The 14,654-nt window shown below is 65.5% G+C and carries 12 protein-coding genes and 1 tRNA gene; 5 read left to right on the forward strand and 8 right to left on the reverse strand.

Annotation, left to right across the window (positions count from 1 at the left end):
* Window positions 1–17: 17 nt before the first annotated feature.
* From AB4Z46_RS19965 to AB4Z46_RS19980, 4 genes are all read left to right on the forward strand, one after another.
* Window positions 18–596 carry a DUF4390 domain-containing protein gene (locus tag AB4Z46_RS19965; RefSeq protein WP_442285271.1) on the forward strand — a complete coding sequence of 193 codons (579 nt, stop codon included), beginning with the start codon at window positions 18–20 and terminating at the stop codon, window positions 594–596.
* A complete protein-coding gene (locus tag AB4Z46_RS19970) occupies window positions 593–2,905 on the forward strand; it encodes an ATP-binding protein (protein WP_442285272.1) in 2,313 nt (770 codons plus the stop codon). The genes AB4Z46_RS19965 and AB4Z46_RS19970 overlap by 4 nt, the downstream gene beginning before the upstream one ends.
* 78 nt (window positions 2,906–2,983) lie before the next feature.
* Window positions 2,984–3,679, forward strand: a complete 696-nt coding sequence (locus tag AB4Z46_RS19975; RefSeq protein ID WP_442285273.1) for a response regulator — start codon at window positions 2,984–2,986, stop codon at window positions 3,677–3,679.
* Window positions 3,680–3,697: 18 nt separating this feature from the next.
* Window positions 3,698–3,773: transfer RNA gene (locus tag AB4Z46_RS19980), tRNA-Phe, on the forward strand.
* A gap of 139 nt (window positions 3,774–3,912) precedes the next feature.
* Here AB4Z46_RS19980 and AB4Z46_RS19985 read toward each other — a convergent pair.
* Complete coding sequence (locus AB4Z46_RS19985; protein WP_442285274.1) at window positions 3,913–4,701, reverse strand: enoyl-CoA hydratase-related protein; 789 nt, start codon at window positions 4,699–4,701, stop codon at window positions 3,913–3,915.
* Window positions 4,702–4,894: 193 nt separating this feature from the next.
* Between AB4Z46_RS19985 and AB4Z46_RS19990 the strand changes: the two genes are divergently transcribed.
* Entirely contained in the window at window positions 4,895–5,878 is a 984-nt protein-coding gene (locus tag AB4Z46_RS19990; RefSeq protein WP_442285275.1) for an NmrA family NAD(P)-binding protein, read from the forward strand.
* A 115-nt stretch (window positions 5,879–5,993) separates the two neighbouring features.
* On the opposite strand, the gene AB4Z46_RS19995 is transcribed toward AB4Z46_RS19990, so the two are convergent.
* The 7 genes from AB4Z46_RS19995 to AB4Z46_RS20025 are packed head-to-tail and all read right to left on the reverse strand — an operon-like array spanning window position 5,994 to window position 14,587.
* Window positions 5,994–7,883, reverse strand: coding sequence for a propionate--CoA ligase (locus AB4Z46_RS19995; RefSeq protein WP_442285276.1), 1,890 nt, complete (start codon window positions 7,881–7,883; stop codon window positions 5,994–5,996).
* Window positions 7,880–9,115, reverse strand: coding sequence for an ABC transporter substrate-binding protein (locus AB4Z46_RS20000; RefSeq protein WP_442285277.1), 1,236 nt, complete (start codon window positions 9,113–9,115; stop codon window positions 7,880–7,882). Before AB4Z46_RS20000 ends, AB4Z46_RS19995 begins: the two co-directional genes overlap by 4 nt.
* Before the next feature lie 34 nt (window positions 9,116–9,149).
* Window positions 9,150–11,006, reverse strand: a complete 1,857-nt coding sequence (locus AB4Z46_RS20005; protein ID WP_442285278.1) for an AMP-dependent synthetase/ligase — start codon at window positions 11,004–11,006, stop codon at window positions 9,150–9,152.
* Between the two features lie 5 nt (window positions 11,007–11,011).
* Window positions 11,012–11,809, reverse strand: a complete 798-nt coding sequence (locus tag AB4Z46_RS20010; protein WP_442285279.1) for an ABC transporter ATP-binding protein — start codon at window positions 11,807–11,809, stop codon at window positions 11,012–11,014.
* Window positions 11,806–12,621 carry an ABC transporter ATP-binding protein gene (locus AB4Z46_RS20015; RefSeq protein ID WP_442285280.1) on the reverse strand — a complete coding sequence of 272 codons (816 nt, stop codon included), beginning with the start codon at window positions 12,619–12,621 and terminating at the stop codon, window positions 11,806–11,808. The genes AB4Z46_RS20010 and AB4Z46_RS20015 overlap by 4 nt, the downstream gene beginning before the upstream one ends.
* Window positions 12,618–13,694, reverse strand: coding sequence for a branched-chain amino acid ABC transporter permease (locus AB4Z46_RS20020; protein ID WP_442285281.1), 1,077 nt, complete (start codon window positions 13,692–13,694; stop codon window positions 12,618–12,620). The genes AB4Z46_RS20015 and AB4Z46_RS20020 overlap by 4 nt, the downstream gene beginning before the upstream one ends.
* Window positions 13,695–13,711: 17 nt before the next feature.
* The gene (locus AB4Z46_RS20025) at window positions 13,712–14,587 is read right to left on the reverse strand and encodes a branched-chain amino acid ABC transporter permease (protein WP_442285282.1); all 876 of its coding nucleotides are present in this window, start codon (window positions 14,585–14,587) and stop codon (window positions 13,712–13,714) included.
* Window positions 14,588–14,654: the final 67 nt, after the last annotated feature.

Consider the following 14,654-nt stretch of genomic DNA (forward strand, 5'->3'; position numbering starts at 1 on the left):
GGCTGGCCGCGCTCCTGATGCTCGTCTGGGCCCTGTCGGCGTGGCTGCCGGGGCGGGCCCTGGCGGACTCGCGCAGCACCGCGATCACCCAGTTGCGGCTCGAGCAGGCGGACGATGGCGTCTACCTCACGGCCCAGGTGCAATTCGACTTGCCGCCGGTGGTCGAGGAGGTGCTCGAGAAAGGCATCGCGATCTATTTCGTCGCCGAGGCCGAGCTGTACCGGGAACGTTGGTACTGGACCGATCTCAAAGTGGCCCAGGCGGCGCGATACATGCGGCTGGCCTACCAGCCCCTGACCCGCCGATGGCGCCTCAACGTGTCCCCCGTGCCCATCACCAATTCAGGCTTCGGCGTCTCGCTGAACCAGAACTTCGACACCCTGGCCGATGCCCTCGAGGTCATCAGCCGGGTCGGGCGGATGCGCCTGGGCGACCTGGCCGAGATCGGCGACGACGCCACGCACCCGGTGTCCTTCCGCTTTCGCCTCGACACCTCCCAGCTGCCGCGACCGTTCCAGATCGGCGCGGTCGGCCAGTCCGACTGGAACATCTCGGCCGACAAGAGCATCCGGCTTCCGCTGGAGAAACTGAAGTGAGCACCGACCAGCGGGCGTCGCCGGCGGCGCGACGTTCGCGCGCCGTGCGCTGGGCCATCGGCGTGGTGGCGGCGCTGGTCACGGCGATCGGCCTGGTGCTGATGTTCCTGCTGGCGCAGTCCACCAGCAACCGCGCCTTCTACGAGCGCAACTACGCCCGCCTGTTCGGCATCAACGTGGTGGTGGCGGTGGTGCTGGTGATCGTGATCGGCTGGGTCGCGTTCCGGCTGCTGCGGCGGTTGCGGCAGGGCAAGTTCGGCAGCCGGCTCCTGATCAACCTGGCGGCGATCTTCGCGCTGGTCGGCGTGGTGCCCGGCGTGCTGGTGTATGTCGTCTCCTATCAGTTCGTCGCCCGTTCGATCGAGAGCTGGTTCGACGTCAAGGTCGAGGGGGCGCTCGACGCCGGGCTGAACCTCGGCCGGGCCACGCTGGATTCGCTGTCCGACGACCTCGCGAACAAGACGCGGACGGCCAGCGCGCAGCTGGCCAACGTGCCGGACACCCGCGCCGGGCTGGTGCTGGAGCGCATCCGTGACCAGCTGGGCGCGACCGACGTCATCCTCTGGACCGGCGGCGGCCAGCTGGTGGCCAGCGCGGGCGCGTCGCGCTTCCAGCTCAACCCCGACCGGCCGACCCAGCAGCAACTGCGGCAGGTGCGCGCCGACCGCGCGGTCGCCCACATCGAAGGCCTCGACGAAACGCCGGCGCCGGGCGCTTCGGCGCCCGTGGCCAGCGTGCGGGCGCTGGCGCTGGTGCAGAGCCAGGGCTTCGAATTCAACACCGAGCCGCGCTTTCTGCAGGTCACCCTGCCGCTGCCGCCGGCGGTGGTGAGCAACGCCCTGGCAGTGCAGGAGGCCAACCGCGAATACCAGGAGCGGGCGCTGGCGCGCGAGGGCCTGCGCCGGATGTACATCGGCACGCTGACGCTGACGCTGTTCCTGGCGGTGTTCGGCGCCGTGCTGCTGGCCGTGCTGTTCGGCACCCGGTTGGCACGGCCGCTGCTGGTGCTGGCCGACGGCGTGCGCCAGGTGGCGGGGGGCGACCTGCGGCCGACCGCCGTGCTGCAGGGCCGGGACGAACTCGGCGGCCTTACGCGCTCCTTCGCCACCATGACCCAGCAGCTGGCGGATGCGCGCGGCGCCGTCGAGAAGACCATGGGCGAACTCGACGCGGCCCGCTCCAACCTGCAGACGATCCTCGACAACCTCACCTCGGGCGTGATCGTGCTCGATGCCCAGGGGGTCATCCGGTCGACCAATCCCGGCGCGACGCGCGTGCTGCGGGCACCGCTGGCGGCCTATGAAAGCCAGCATCTCGCCGAGGTGCCGGGCCTTGCGGAATTCGCGCAGAACGTCCAGCAGCAGTTCGACGACTTCGAGGTCGAGCGCCTCCAGCACGGGCTCGACCACTGGCAGCACGCGTTCGAATTGCACGCGGGCGGCGACGCGATGGGGCAGGACGTGATCAACATCGTCGCGCGTGGCGCCGAACTGCCGGGCGCTGAGCGGCTGCTGGTGTTCGACGACATCTCCGAAATCGTCTCGGCCCAGCGCGCGCAGGCCTGGGGCGAGGTGGCGCGCCGCCTGGCGCACGAGATCAAGAATCCGCTGACGCCGATCCAGCTCTCGGCCGAGCGGCTCGAGATGAAGCTGTCGGGCAAGGTCGCGCCGCCCGAGCAGGCGATCCTCACCAAGTCGGTCAAGACCATCGTCGACCAGGTCGACGCCATGAAGCGCCTGGTGAACGAATTCCGCGATTACGCGCGGCTGCCGGCGGCCGACCTCCGGCCGGTCGACCTGAACCTGCTGGTGACCGAGGTGCTGCACCTCTATCCGGCCGAACACGCCGCGGTCGCGCTCAAGCCCGAACTTGACGAACGCTGCCCGCCGATCCGCGCCGACGAACAGCAGATCCGGCAGGTCATTCACAACCTGTTGCAAAACGCCCAGGATGCGGCGGAGGCCAATGCCTTGCGCACCGGGCAGGGCGGCGAGGTCGTGATCCGCACCCGGCTCGGCGAATCGGGCCAGCGGGTGCGACTCACGGTCCAGGACAGCGGCCCCGGCTTTGCCGAAAACATCCTCAAGCGGGCCTTCGAGCCCTATGTCACGACCAAGGCCAAGGGCACCGGGCTGGGCCTGGCGGTGGTCAAGAAGATCGTCGACGAGCACGGGGCCCGGATCGAACTTTCGAACCGCATGGTGGACGGGGCTGTGGCTGGCGCGCAAGTCTCGTTATCATTCGCGCTTGCGGAGCAACGGCAGGGAGCGGTTGCTCACACCGAAGATTCGAAGTCGTCCATCACCTGAGCGCTTGCCCGGCGCGCGGAAGCGGACCGGCAAACGAACCGATCACTCAAAATACGAACGCGCACAACTCAAGCACACATGGCAAACATCCTCGTGGTCGACGACGAGCTGGGCATCCGGGACCTGCTCTTCGAAATTCTCAATGACGAAGGCCACAACGTGGAGCTCGCCGAGAACGCGGCCGAAGCGCGGGCGGCGCGGCAGCGGGCGCGGCCCGACCTCGTCCTGCTCGACATCTGGATGCCCGACACCGACGGCGTGACGCTGCTCAAGGAGTGGTCGGCGGCCGGCCTCCTCAGCATGCCGGTGGTCATGATGAGCGGCCACGCGACGATCGACACGGCAGTCGATGCCACGCGCATCGGTGCCTTTGCCTTCCTCGAGAAGCCCATCACGCTGCAGAAGCTGTTGAAGGCGGTCGAGCAGGGGCTGGCGCGCGAGAGCGCGCGCCGTGCCGCCGCCAGCGTGGTGCCGCCCGCGAGCAGCTTCGCCGCCGTGGTGACCACCGTCGGCGACAGTGCCCTGGTGCCGGCACAGCCGCAGCTGCCGGTCGCGGACCTGGGCCCGCAGTCGACGCAGAGTTTCGACCTCGATCGCCCGCTGCGCGACGCGCGAGACGGCTTCGAGAAGGCGTACTTCGAATTTCACCTCGCGATGGAGAACGGCTCGATGACCCGCGTGGCCGAGAAAACCGGCCTCGAACGCACCCACCTCTATCGAAAACTCAAGCAACTCGGCGTCGATCTTTCCCGAGGCCGCAGAAGCGCTGTATAATCGCAGGCTGCACACCAAGGCCCGGTAGCTCAGTTGGTAGAGCAGCGGATTGAAAATCCGCGTGTCGGTGGTTCGATTCCGCCCCAGGCCACCACTTTCTTTTCTCAGACGATCCCAAGTCAGCTCAGAAGTCCTTGTAAATCAAGGGCTTAGCCTGAAAAAGGCGGCTCAAGCGGTATCGTTGAATCCCACACCGTCCGATCTTCGCGTGTACACCCTAGGTGTACCAGTTGCTATTTCGATGTCTCTTTCCGAGAAGCCGAAGCGAAGCGAGCACAGGCCTCACGGAAAAAAGGTGAACGCAAGAGCTCCATCTGGATCAGGCGCTCCTGTTCCAGCTGATCGGGCAACGTGGCCTCCGGTGCAGCATCGAGCAGCTCGCGGGTAGCGCACAAGGCCGAAGAAGGAATGGCGGCCAGCTTGCGCGCCAGCGCCATGGCCTCGTCCATCAACACGGCATCGTCCACGCACTTCCAGACCAGGCCCCAGGCTTGAGCCTGTTCCGCCGTGATTCGCTCGCCCAGCAGCGACATCCCGAAAGCACGGGAACGGCCGATCATGCGCGGCAACTGCCATGTTGCGCCGAGGTCGGGGACGAAGCCCAGGACCGGCGCTTGCGGCAGCAGGAAGTAGGCCGAGCGCGCGGCCAGTACCATGTCCGCGGCCAGTGCCAGGCCCGCGCCGCCGCCTACACAGGCGCCATTGACGGCACTGATCACGGGCACAGGCGAAGAAGAGATGGCCTGGACGAGAGGGTTGAGCGTCTCCTGCATGCGCAACCCGATGTCTTCTTCCCCGCCCTGCGTGACGCCGTTCGCCAGTTGGCCCGCGACCGCAAGGTCGGCACCAGCACAGAATGCTCGCCCGTTGCCGGTCAGGATCACCGCGCGGGCACCATCGCGAATTGCGCCTTGCAGTGCCGCCAACCCCAGCGTGCCCGTTTCGCGCGTCAGGGCATTCAGGGCCTCGGGGCGGTCGAAGGCAATGGTGGCAATGCCGTCTTGCAGGGTGGTCTTGATCATGGTCTCGCAGATGCTGAAAGTTGATCGGACACGATACCGCCGAGGCCGTCCGGCGTCTTGCGACAGGACACTGTTCCGAGCATCCGCGGCGCTCGGCGAGTCGACGCAAGACGCGTGCGCGCCGCCCGCTCATCGCCTCCCGCACAGCGGCTGGACGCAAGACGATCGGCGTGCCCGTTCATAAGATGAACCGATGACAAACCCACCCAAATCCATCCCCGCGAGCATCCTCGTTTTTGGCGCCAGCGGTTTGATCGGAGGTGCCGTCGCCCGGCATCTGAAAGACGTATCGCCCCAGACACGCTTGCGGCTGGTCACGAGCAGGGAAAAGAAGGCCGAGCAGTTGCGTGCCCGGTTTCCCGATACCGAGGTGATCGTCGCCAACTACCTCGACCTCCCCGGCATGATTCGGGCGTTCGATGGCATGGAAGGGGCATTCGTTGTCACACCGGATTTCCTCGACGAAACCGCAGCCATGATCAATGTCGTGGCCGCGGCGCGGCATGCCGGCACGCTGAAGCATCTGGTGCGCGTGACTGGCGACCCATCGAGTGTTCACACCGAAGACGATGTTCCGTTGAATCTGCGCGCCTTCGATGGTGGAACCGCGATCCAGCACGTCCGTGCGCGCAAGGTGATCGACAGCGCGCGATTGCCGGTGACCTACCTCAACATTGCGGCCTACCTGATGTCGGACTTCACGCGGCTCTTCTTCCGCAGCCTCGTCAACGAACGCACACTGCTCGTGCCGTACGACCGCACCATGGCCTTCATCGACGACCGCGACGTGGGCAAGGCCGGAGCCTGCCTGTTGTTGTCCGCGAACGGCCATCACATCGGAAAGGTCTACCAGCTCGACAACGGCCACGACCTGATGACGTTTCGCGAGGCGGCAGCGGTGCTCGGCGAAGTGCTGGGTGAGCCCATTGCCTATGACGATTCGGTCGAGCGATACGTTCAGTCGTTCGGCCCGCTGGCCGAAGGGAAAGACGTGAAGCTGCGCTATTTTCTGCAGTACATGGAGTGGGAGCGCGGCGCCTCGACCATCTGGCGCAGAAGCGACATCCTCGAGACGCTGACGGGGAGTCGCGGCGGTTCGCTGCGGACGTGGATCGCCGAAAACAGGGCTGCTTTGCTCGGCGGGGTTCCGAAGTCCGCGGGGAAAGTGCCTGCCTGACTTCTTGCAGATGAAGCCGGCGAGGCACTTCAGCGGTCCAGGATGCCCGGTGGATTGACGAGCACGGCATCGCTCGTGCCGGGGTAGCTTGCCACCCTCTCGATGATCGCAACTGCTACGCCAGATCCCTGATCTGCTGCAGCGCTGCGGGATCCTCGATGGTGGTCAGGTCGCCCGGATCGCGGCCTTCGCACACGGCCTGGATGGCGCGGCGCAGCACCTTGCCCGAGCGGGTCTTCGGCAGCACGGAGACGAAGCGCACCCGGCTGGGGCGGGCAACGGCGCTGAGCTGCGCATCGACCAGTTTCATCATCGAGCCTTCCAGCTTCGACGCATCCTCCTCGTTTGCCGCTTTGGCGGCGTCCTTGAGCATCACGAAGGCCATGGCCACCTGGCCCTTGAGCGTGTCGGCAACGCCGACGACCGCGACCTCGGCCACGTCGGGGTGACTGCAAATGCTCGCCTCGATTTCGCGCGTGCCGAGCCTGTGGCCCGCGACGTTGATCACGTCGTCGGTGCGGCCGAGGATGAAGTAGTAGCCGTCTTCATCGCGAACGCCCCAGTCGAAGGTGCTGTAGACCGTCTTGCCGGGGATGCTCTGCCAATAGGTCTTCACGAAGCGCGCATCGTCGCCCCATACGGTTTGCAGGCAACCGGGCGGCAGCGGACCCTCGAGGGCCACCACGCCCTTTTGATTCGGGCCCTTGAGTTCTTCGCCCGTGAGTTCGTCGAGCAGCTTGACGTCGTAGCCATACATGGCGACGCCCGGGCTGCCGAGGCGGGGCGCCAACGGTTCGATGCCGCGTGCAATGGAGAGGACGGGCCAGCCGGTCTCCGTCTGCCAGTAGTTGTCGATCACCGGTCGGCCGAGGCTTTCCGTGATCCATTTCGCCGTGGGTTCATCGAGCGGCTCTCCGGCAAGGAACAGCGCCCGCAGGCTGCTCAGATCGTGCTTTCCAAGGTAGGCCGGGTCCTGCTTCTTCAGCACGCGCACGGCAGTGGGGGCGCTGAACATCGCGGTGACCTTGTACTTCTCGACCAGGCGCCACCAGATGCCCGCGTCCGGCTGCGTCGGCAGCCCCTCGTACATGATCGTCGCCATGCCGGCCAGCAGCGGCCCGTAGACGATGTAGCTGTGGCCCACCACCCAGCCGATGTCGCTGGTGCTGAAGAAGGTCTCGCCCGGCTGTCCCATGAAGATGTGCCGCATGCTGGCCGCGAGCGCCACCGCGTAGCCGCCGGTGTCGCGCTGCACGCCTTTGGGCTTGCCGGTGGTGCCGCTCGTGTAGAGCGTGTAGCTGGGGTGGGTTGCGTCCACCCAGGTGCAAGGCACCTGCGCATCGAGGTACTGTTCGCGCAGGGGCGTGTAGTCGACGTCGCGTTCCTCCACCCGTTGCATGGCGCTCAGGCCCCGGTCCACGAGCAACACCTTCGCCGGCTTGTGCACTGCCAGGCGGATCGCCTCGTCGAGCAGCGGCTTGTAGGCCAGTACCTTGCCGCCGCGGCTGCCGGCATCGGCGCTGACGACGACCCTGGGCCGCGCGTCGTCGATGCGCTGTGCCAGGCTGACGCTCGCAAAGCCGCCGAACACGACCGAATGAATCGCGCCGATCCGCGCACACGCGAGCATCGCAAAGACCGCCTCGGGAATCATCGGCATGTACAGCAGCACGCGGTCGCCTTGCTCGACGCCGAGGGCCTGCAGCATGGCCGCCATGCGCTGCACTTCGGCATGCAACTGCGCGAAGCTGCAGACGCGCTCCTGCCCCACCTCGGAGGACACCCAGATCAGCGCGTTCTGCGACGCCCGATCCTTCAGGTGGCGATCGACCGCGTTGTGGCACAGGTTGGTCTGCCCGCCGACGAACCAGCGCGCGAACGGGGGATGGCTGTAGTCGCACGCCTGCTCGAAAGGCCGATGCCAGTCGATGAGCCCGGCCTGTTCGCTCCAGAAGGCCTCGCGCTCCTCGATCGAGAGGCGATAGAACTCTGCGTAATCCGTCATTCGGGGAAAAACTCCGACACCATCTTGACGCTGCCGTCCTTCTGCGTAACCCCCTTCAAGCCGTTGAAGGCCACGTAGTCGGACACCACCTTCCACTTGCCATCCTGGATCTGGGAGAGCCGCGAATAGGGGCTGCCCAGTCGCTTGGTGGCAGTGAAGCTGGCCTCCGGTGCGCCGAAGATGTCGCGCGGAATCACGATGCTGTCCATCGCCTTGATGAAGCTGTCGGTGCCGAGATCGGGCCCGGCCTTCTGGGCCGCCCGTGCAAAGGCATCCGCGCCGTAGTAGCCGTACACCGCGAAGGTGTTGGGCTCCTCGCCAAAGCGGTCCTTGTACTTGTTGGCCCAGGCACGCACTTGCGGCGATGCGTCGTCCAGGTAGGGGTGCTGCGCGGTCATGATCGCGTACAGACCGTCCATGCCCTTGCCGCCCAGCTTGTGGATCAGGTCGCTGTAGGCGGCCGAGGAGGTCACGAAGACCGGGTTGAAGCCGGTCTTGCGAGCCTCGGCGATCGTGCCCACGGTTTCGCGGATGACGGTGCCCATCATCACCAGGTCGCAGCCCGCCGCCTTCATCCTTGCGACCTGGGACGAGAAATCGGTTGCCCCGCGCTTGTAGGAAGTCTTCTCCACCAGCTCGAGGTTCACGAGCTTCAATCCGGCTTCGCTGCCGCGCAGCACCTCCTGGCCGAAGTCGTCGTCCTGGTAGATCACGCAGGGCTTCTTCAGTCCCTGTTCCTTGACCAGCCGTGGCGCTGCGGTGCGCATCTGGTCGTAGTTGGTCGCGAAGAAGGCGTACTTCAGGCGATTGACGGGCTCGTACATTTCGCGCGCCGCGCTCACCGGCAGGAAGCTGATGACGTTCTTCTCCAGCTGCAACGGCATCGCCGCCATGCTCGGCGCCGTGCCGAGAACACTGGTCAGGAGGAAGACCTTGTCCTGGTTGATCAGCTTCTGCGCGGCCAGCACCGACTTCTTGGGGTCGTAGCCCGAATCTTCCACCACCAGCTTGACCTTGCGGCCCTGGATACCGCCCTGGTCGTTGATCTCGTCGAAGCGCAACAGCAGGCCGTTGCGCAGCGCCTTGCCGTAGCTGGCGGCCGGGCCGGAAAGGTCGACGATCGTGCCCAGCTTGATCTCGGTCTTGCTCACGCCCTGATCGGCGTTCTGGGCGCGCGCGAGTCCGGCGCCCAGGACCGTCAGGGCCAGGACGGCGATGAGTTTTTGTTTCATGGATGTCTCCTTTTTGGGATGGGATCGAACAGGCTTACGGGTACATCGCTTCGATCTGCGCGGCGTACTTTTCTTGAACGAGCTTTCGCTTGAGCTTCATCGTGGGCGTGAGCTCTTCGTCCTCGGCGGACAACTGCGTGTCGAGAAGAAAGAACTTCTTGATCTGCTCGACGCGGGCGAACTTCCGGTTCACGCGATCGAGTTCGCCCTGGATCAGCGCCTGGACCTGCGGCGCTCGCGTGAGGCTCGCGTAGTTGGAGAAGGGCACGTCGCTGTCCTGCGCGAACTTCTCGACGTTCTCCTGGTCGATCATGACGATCACCGTGAGGTAGGAGCGCTTGTCTCCGATGACGACCGCATCGGTGATGTAGGGCGAGAACTTGAGTTCGTTCTCCAGCTCGCTGGGCGTGATGTTCTTGCCGCCGGCCGTGATGATGATGTCCTTCATGCGGTCGGTGATCCGGAAGTAGCCGTCGTCGTCGACGACGCCCACGTCCCCGGTGCGCAGCCAGCCTTCCGCATCGATGGTCTCGGCCGTCTTGCCGGGCTGGTTCAGGTAGCCCATGAACACGTTCGGGCCGCGTACCAGGATCTCGCCGCTGCCAGGGGCGATGCGCACTTCGTTGTGGGCGGTCGCCGGGCCGATCGTGCCCAGGCGGATGCGCGCGATCGGATTGCAGGTCGAGGCGCCCCCGGTCTCCGTCATGCCCCAGATTTCCACCATGGGAATGCCCAGGGCCAGGTACCACCTGATCAGCTCGGGCGATATGGGGGCCGCGCCGGTGACCAGAAAGCGCGCGCGATGGATGCCGATCAGCTTGCGCACGTTGTTCAGCGTGAGCCAGCGGGCCAGCGTGAACTTCAGCTTGAGCGCCGCGCCCACCGGCTCGCCGGCCAGCACCTTGTCGGCAATCCGGGTGCCTACGCCAATGCTCCAGGCGTAGGCCCCTTGTTGCACGGCACTGGCCTCCTTCAGCGCGATCACCACGCCCGAATAGAACTTCTCCCAGATCCGGGGGACGCCGGCGAAGACCGTCGGCGCGATCTCGCGCACGTTCTCCGGCACGGTCTCGGGGTTCTCCACGAAGTTCAGCACGGTGCCCGTGAGGAGGCCCATGTAGGCACCGAAGATGCGCTCCGCCGCGTGGCACAGCGGCAGGAAGCACATGCGCTGGTCTTCTTCGTTCTGCGGAAGGATCCTGTGCATGCCATGAAGGCTGTAGACCAATCCCGCATGGCTGTGCATCGCGCCCTTGGGCTTGCCGGTGGTGCCCGAGGTGTAGATCAGGATGGCCAGATCGGCTGGCCTGCATGCCTTGATCCGATGCGCCAGCTCGTCCGGATGCTGCTGCAGATAGGCAACCCCGATCTCGCGCAGCCCGGCGAGGCTGATCACGCCGGGATCGTCCAGATCGCGCAGGCCCTTCATGTCGAAGACCACGATCCTTGTCAGGCCAGGCAACTGCCCGCGTATTTCCAGCGCCTTGTCCAGTTGCTCGTCGTCTTCCACGAACAGGAAGCGCGTGCCCGAATCCGCGCACAGGTATTGCACCTGGCTCGCGGCATCGGTCGGATAGATGCCGTTGGCCACGCCGCCACAGGAGAGCACGGCCATGTCGGCCAACACCCATTCGACGACCGTGTTGGAGAGGATGGAAGCCGTGTCGCCGGGCGCGAAGCCCAGGCTCATCAGGCCGCCGGCAATCTCGCGCACGGCTTCGCCCGTTTGCTGCCAGCTCCAACTGCGCCAGATGCCCAGCTTCTTCTGGCGCAGCCATGTCTGCGAACCGCGCTGGTCCACGCCGTTCCAGAACAGCGCCGGAATCGTGTCGCCCGACAGCAGGGCGGAGGCATCGGGCCGGATGAGGTGGGCATTCCAGAGGTTGGACATCTTCTCTATCTCCAGTTCTTCTTCTTTTTCCAGCGCCGCTCGCCGCGAACGCCGGCTTCCTTCATGCCGAGGTAGAACTCCTTGATGTCGTCCTTCTCCCGCAGGCGCGCGCAGGTGTCTTCCATCACGATGCGGCCGTTCTCCAGCACGTAGCCGTGGTCGGAGGCATTGAGGGCCATGTTGGCGTTCTGCTCCACCAGCAGGATGGTGGTGCCGCGTTCGCGGTTGATGCGAACGACGATCTCGAAGATCTCCTTCGTCAGCTTGGGACTCAGGCCCAGGCTGGGTTCGTCGAGCAGGATCAGCTCGGGCGCGGCCATGATGGCGCGCGAGATCGCCAGCATCTGCTGCTGGCCCCCCGAGAGAAGGCCGGCGTCCTGTGCCGCGCGGTCCTTCAGGATCGGGAAGTAGCGGTACACCACCTCCATGTCGCGCGCCACGCCGTCGCGGTCGCGGCGGGTGTAGGCGCCCATCGCCAGGTTGTCCTGCACCGACAGCAGCGGAAATACCTCGCGTCCCTCGGGCACATGGGAGAGCCCTTGCCGGACGATGTACGCAGGGTCCTTGCCGTCGATGCCCGCACCCTTGAACTCGATGCTGCCCTTGCGCGGATCGATGATCCCGGAGATGGTCTTCAGGATCGTGGTCTTGCCGGCCCCGTTGGACCCCAGCACGGTGGCGATCTCGCCGCGCCGCACCTGCAGGCTGACGCCGCGAATGGCCTTGATCGGACCGTAGGCCGATTCGACGTTGAGCAGTCGCAGCACAGCCTGCCCGCTTTCTGGCGCCATGGAAGGGCTCATGCCGCGACCTCCCTGCGAAGGCTGCTGACGTCGTCGATCGAACCGAGGTAAGCCTCGATCACGCCCGGGTCGTTCTGGACATCGCGCGGCGTGCCCATGGCCAGCACCTCGCCCTGGTTCATCGCCAGCACGCGGTCCGACACCTTCGAGACCAGCGCCATGTCGTGCTCCACCATCAGCACGGTGATGCCCAGCTCGTCCCGGATGTCCTGGATCCAGAACGCCATGTCTTCGGTTTCTTCCACGTTCAGGCCTGACGACGGCTCGTCCAGAAGCAGCAACCTGGGCTCGGTGCACAAGGCGCGCGCCAGCTCCACCACCTTGCGCACGCCATAGGGCAAGCCTGCCACCAGAGAGTCGCGGTAGTGCTGCAGGTCGAGAAACTCGATGACCTCTTCGACCTTCTCGCGCGTTTCGATTTCGGCCCGGCGCACCTTGCCGAGGAAGAGCATTTCGCTCCACAGGCTGCTGCGGTGATGGGTGTGGCGCCCGATCAGCAGGTTGTGCAGCACCGTGGCGTGCTCGAACAGTTCGATGTTCTGGAACGTGCGCGCGATGCCCAGCGAGGCGATCCTGTGCGCAGGCTGGTCGGTGAGCCGTTGGCCTTCATAGTCGATGCTTCCGGACGTGGGCGTGTAGATGCGGCTGATCAGGTTGAACACCGTGGTCTTGCCCGCGCCGTTGGGGCCGATCAGCGTGAACACCTCGCCGCGTTGCACGTCGAAGCTCACCTTGTTGACCGCGAGCACGCCGCCGAAGCGCACGCTGAGATCCTTGGCCGCAAGCAGGGGATGGGAGAGATTCGGGCTCATTTCAGCCGGTCCGATTTCTGGAAGGATTTCTGCCGCTTGAACAAGCCCTGGCGGTAGAACGGGAACAACTGGAGGTAGGTGCGCACCTTGAGCCAGCGGCCGTACAGGCCCAAGGGCTCGAACAGCACGAAGCCGATCAGCACCACGCCGTACACCACGCTCTGCAGGCCCGGTGCCTGGCCGATGGCCGCCGGCAGATAGTCCTTGGTCAGCGAGATGACCTGGGGCAGCGTGATCAGGAAGATCGCGCCCAGGAAGGCGCCGTGCACCGACCCCAGCCCACCGATCACCACCAGCAGCAACAGGTCGACCGACTGCAGGACACCGAACTGATCGGGCGAGATGAAGGAAATCTTGTGCGCGTACAGCGCTCCGCCAATGCCCGCCAGCGCTGCCGAGAGTGCGAAAGACAAGGTCTTGTAGCGCGCCAGGTGGATGCCCATGCTCTGCGCGGAGACTTCCGAATCGCGGATGGCCACGAACGCCCGGCCCGTCGGCGAACGCAGCAGGTTGAGGATGGCCAGCGTCGAGGCCACGCAGACGACCAGGCACAGGAAGTAGAAGCCCGTCGCGGTGTCCACCTTGAAGCCGAAGAGGTCGGGGTGCTTGACATGCAGGCCCGCGTTGCCGCCCGTGACCGACTCCCAGCGCGCCATCACCTCTTCCACGATGAAGCCGAACGACAGCGTCGCGATGCCCAGGTAGATGCCCTTCACCCGCAGCGCGGGCAGCCCGACCACGGCGCCCACCGCGGCCGACAGCAGGCCGGCCAGGGCCAGCGCGACAGGGAAGGGAACGCCCACGTTGGTGAACACCCCCTGGGTGTAGGCCCCCACGCCGAGGAACGCCGCCTGGCCGATGGAGAACAGGCCGGTGAAGCCGGCCAGCAGCATCAGCCCCAGACCGACGATCGCGTAGATGAGCACGAAGGTCATCTGGGCCAGCCAGTACTCGGCGATGAGCCACGGCGCGGCGACGAGCAGCACGGCCAGCATGCCGTACCAGAACACATGGCCGCCGTGCCTGGCGAGGTCAACGTCCTGGCCGTAGCCGGTCTTGAAGAGGTATCGCATGTTGTTTTACTTCTTCCTCAGACCTTCTTGCGCAGCTTCTCGCCGAACAGGCCGTTGGGTTTGATCATCAGCATCACCAGCACCACGATGTAGGCAGCCGTGTCCTTGAAGCCGTCGGGCAGGTAGAACCCCGAGAAGGATTCCACGAGGCCGATGACCAGGCCGCCCACGATGGCGCCCGGCAAGCTCCCGAAGCCTCCGATCACGGCCGCGGGAAAGGCCTTGAGCCCGATGAAGCCCATGTTGGCGTGCACGAACGTGATGGGCGCGAGCAGCAGGCCGGCCGCTGCGGCGACGGCGGCTGCGAGTCCCCACACCAGTCCGTTGAGCCGTTGGACCGGGATGCCCATGTAATAGGCGGCCAGCTGGTTCTGCGAGGAGGCCTGCATCGCGATGCCGACCTTGCTGTACCTGAACATGGCGAACAGCACGAGGCAAAGAATGGCCGTCGCACCGATCACCGTGGCCTGCTCCACGTTGAGCACCAGCGGCCCCACATTCCAGACTTCGTCCTTGTAGGGAACCGGCAGCGCATGGGTCTCGGTGCCGATCCCTGGGACCATGGTGACGAGCCCGCGCATCACGTAGCCGATGCCGAAGGTCAGCATGACGACGGAGAACGCCGGTTGCCCCAGGATCGGACGCACGACGATGCGCTCGAGCAGAACGCCGAACACCGCCATCGCGGCAATGGCACTGATCACTGCGATCCAGTACGGGATGCCCAGCAGCGTCGTCAGCGCAAGGCCGCAGAAGGCGCCGAGCATCATCAGCTCGCCCTGCGCGAAGCTCACTGTTTCGGTGGCCTTGTAGATCAGCACGAAACCCAGCGCGATCAGGCCATAGATACAGCCTTGCGAAACGCCGGAAAAGGCGAGTTGTACCCACTGCAAGAGATGTCTCCTTTTCGGCCGGTTCATCCGGCCTTTGTCATGGCGCGAACGTTAGGGCTTCGATGGC

It is taken from the genome of Variovorax sp. M-6 (assembly GCF_052114385.1).
GTDB lineage: Bacteria > Pseudomonadota > Gammaproteobacteria > Burkholderiales > Burkholderiaceae_C > Variovorax.

Excerpts from the sequence above, each read along its gene's own strand:
- AB4Z46_RS19965 (WP_442285271.1), top strand. The coding sequence starts at position 18 with ATGCTCGTCTGGGCCCTGTCGGCGTGGCTGCCGGGGCGGGCCCTGGCG.
- AB4Z46_RS19975 (WP_442285273.1), top strand. The coding sequence starts at position 2,984 with ATGGCAAACATCCTCGTGGTCGACGACGAGCTGGGCATCCGGGACCTG.
- AB4Z46_RS19985 (WP_442285274.1), bottom strand. The coding sequence starts at position 4,701 with ATGATCAAGACCACCCTGCAAGACGGCATTGCCACCATTGCCTTCGAC.
- AB4Z46_RS19990 (WP_442285275.1), top strand. The coding sequence starts at position 4,895 with ATGACAAACCCACCCAAATCCATCCCCGCGAGCATCCTCGTTTTTGGC.
- AB4Z46_RS19995 (WP_442285276.1), bottom strand. The coding sequence starts at position 7,883 with ATGACGGATTACGCAGAGTTCTATCGCCTCTCGATCGAGGAGCGCGAG.
- AB4Z46_RS20000 (WP_442285277.1), bottom strand. The coding sequence starts at position 9,115 with ATGAAACAAAAACTCATCGCCGTCCTGGCCCTGACGGTCCTGGGCGCC.
- AB4Z46_RS20005 (WP_442285278.1), bottom strand. The coding sequence starts at position 11,006 with ATGTCCAACCTCTGGAATGCCCACCTCATCCGGCCCGATGCCTCCGCC.
- AB4Z46_RS20010 (WP_442285279.1), bottom strand. The coding sequence starts at position 11,809 with ATGAGCCCTTCCATGGCGCCAGAAAGCGGGCAGGCTGTGCTGCGACTG.
- AB4Z46_RS20015 (WP_442285280.1), bottom strand. The coding sequence starts at position 12,621 with ATGAGCCCGAATCTCTCCCATCCCCTGCTTGCGGCCAAGGATCTCAGC.
- AB4Z46_RS20020 (WP_442285281.1), bottom strand. The coding sequence starts at position 13,694 with ATGCGATACCTCTTCAAGACCGGCTACGGCCAGGACGTTGACCTCGCC.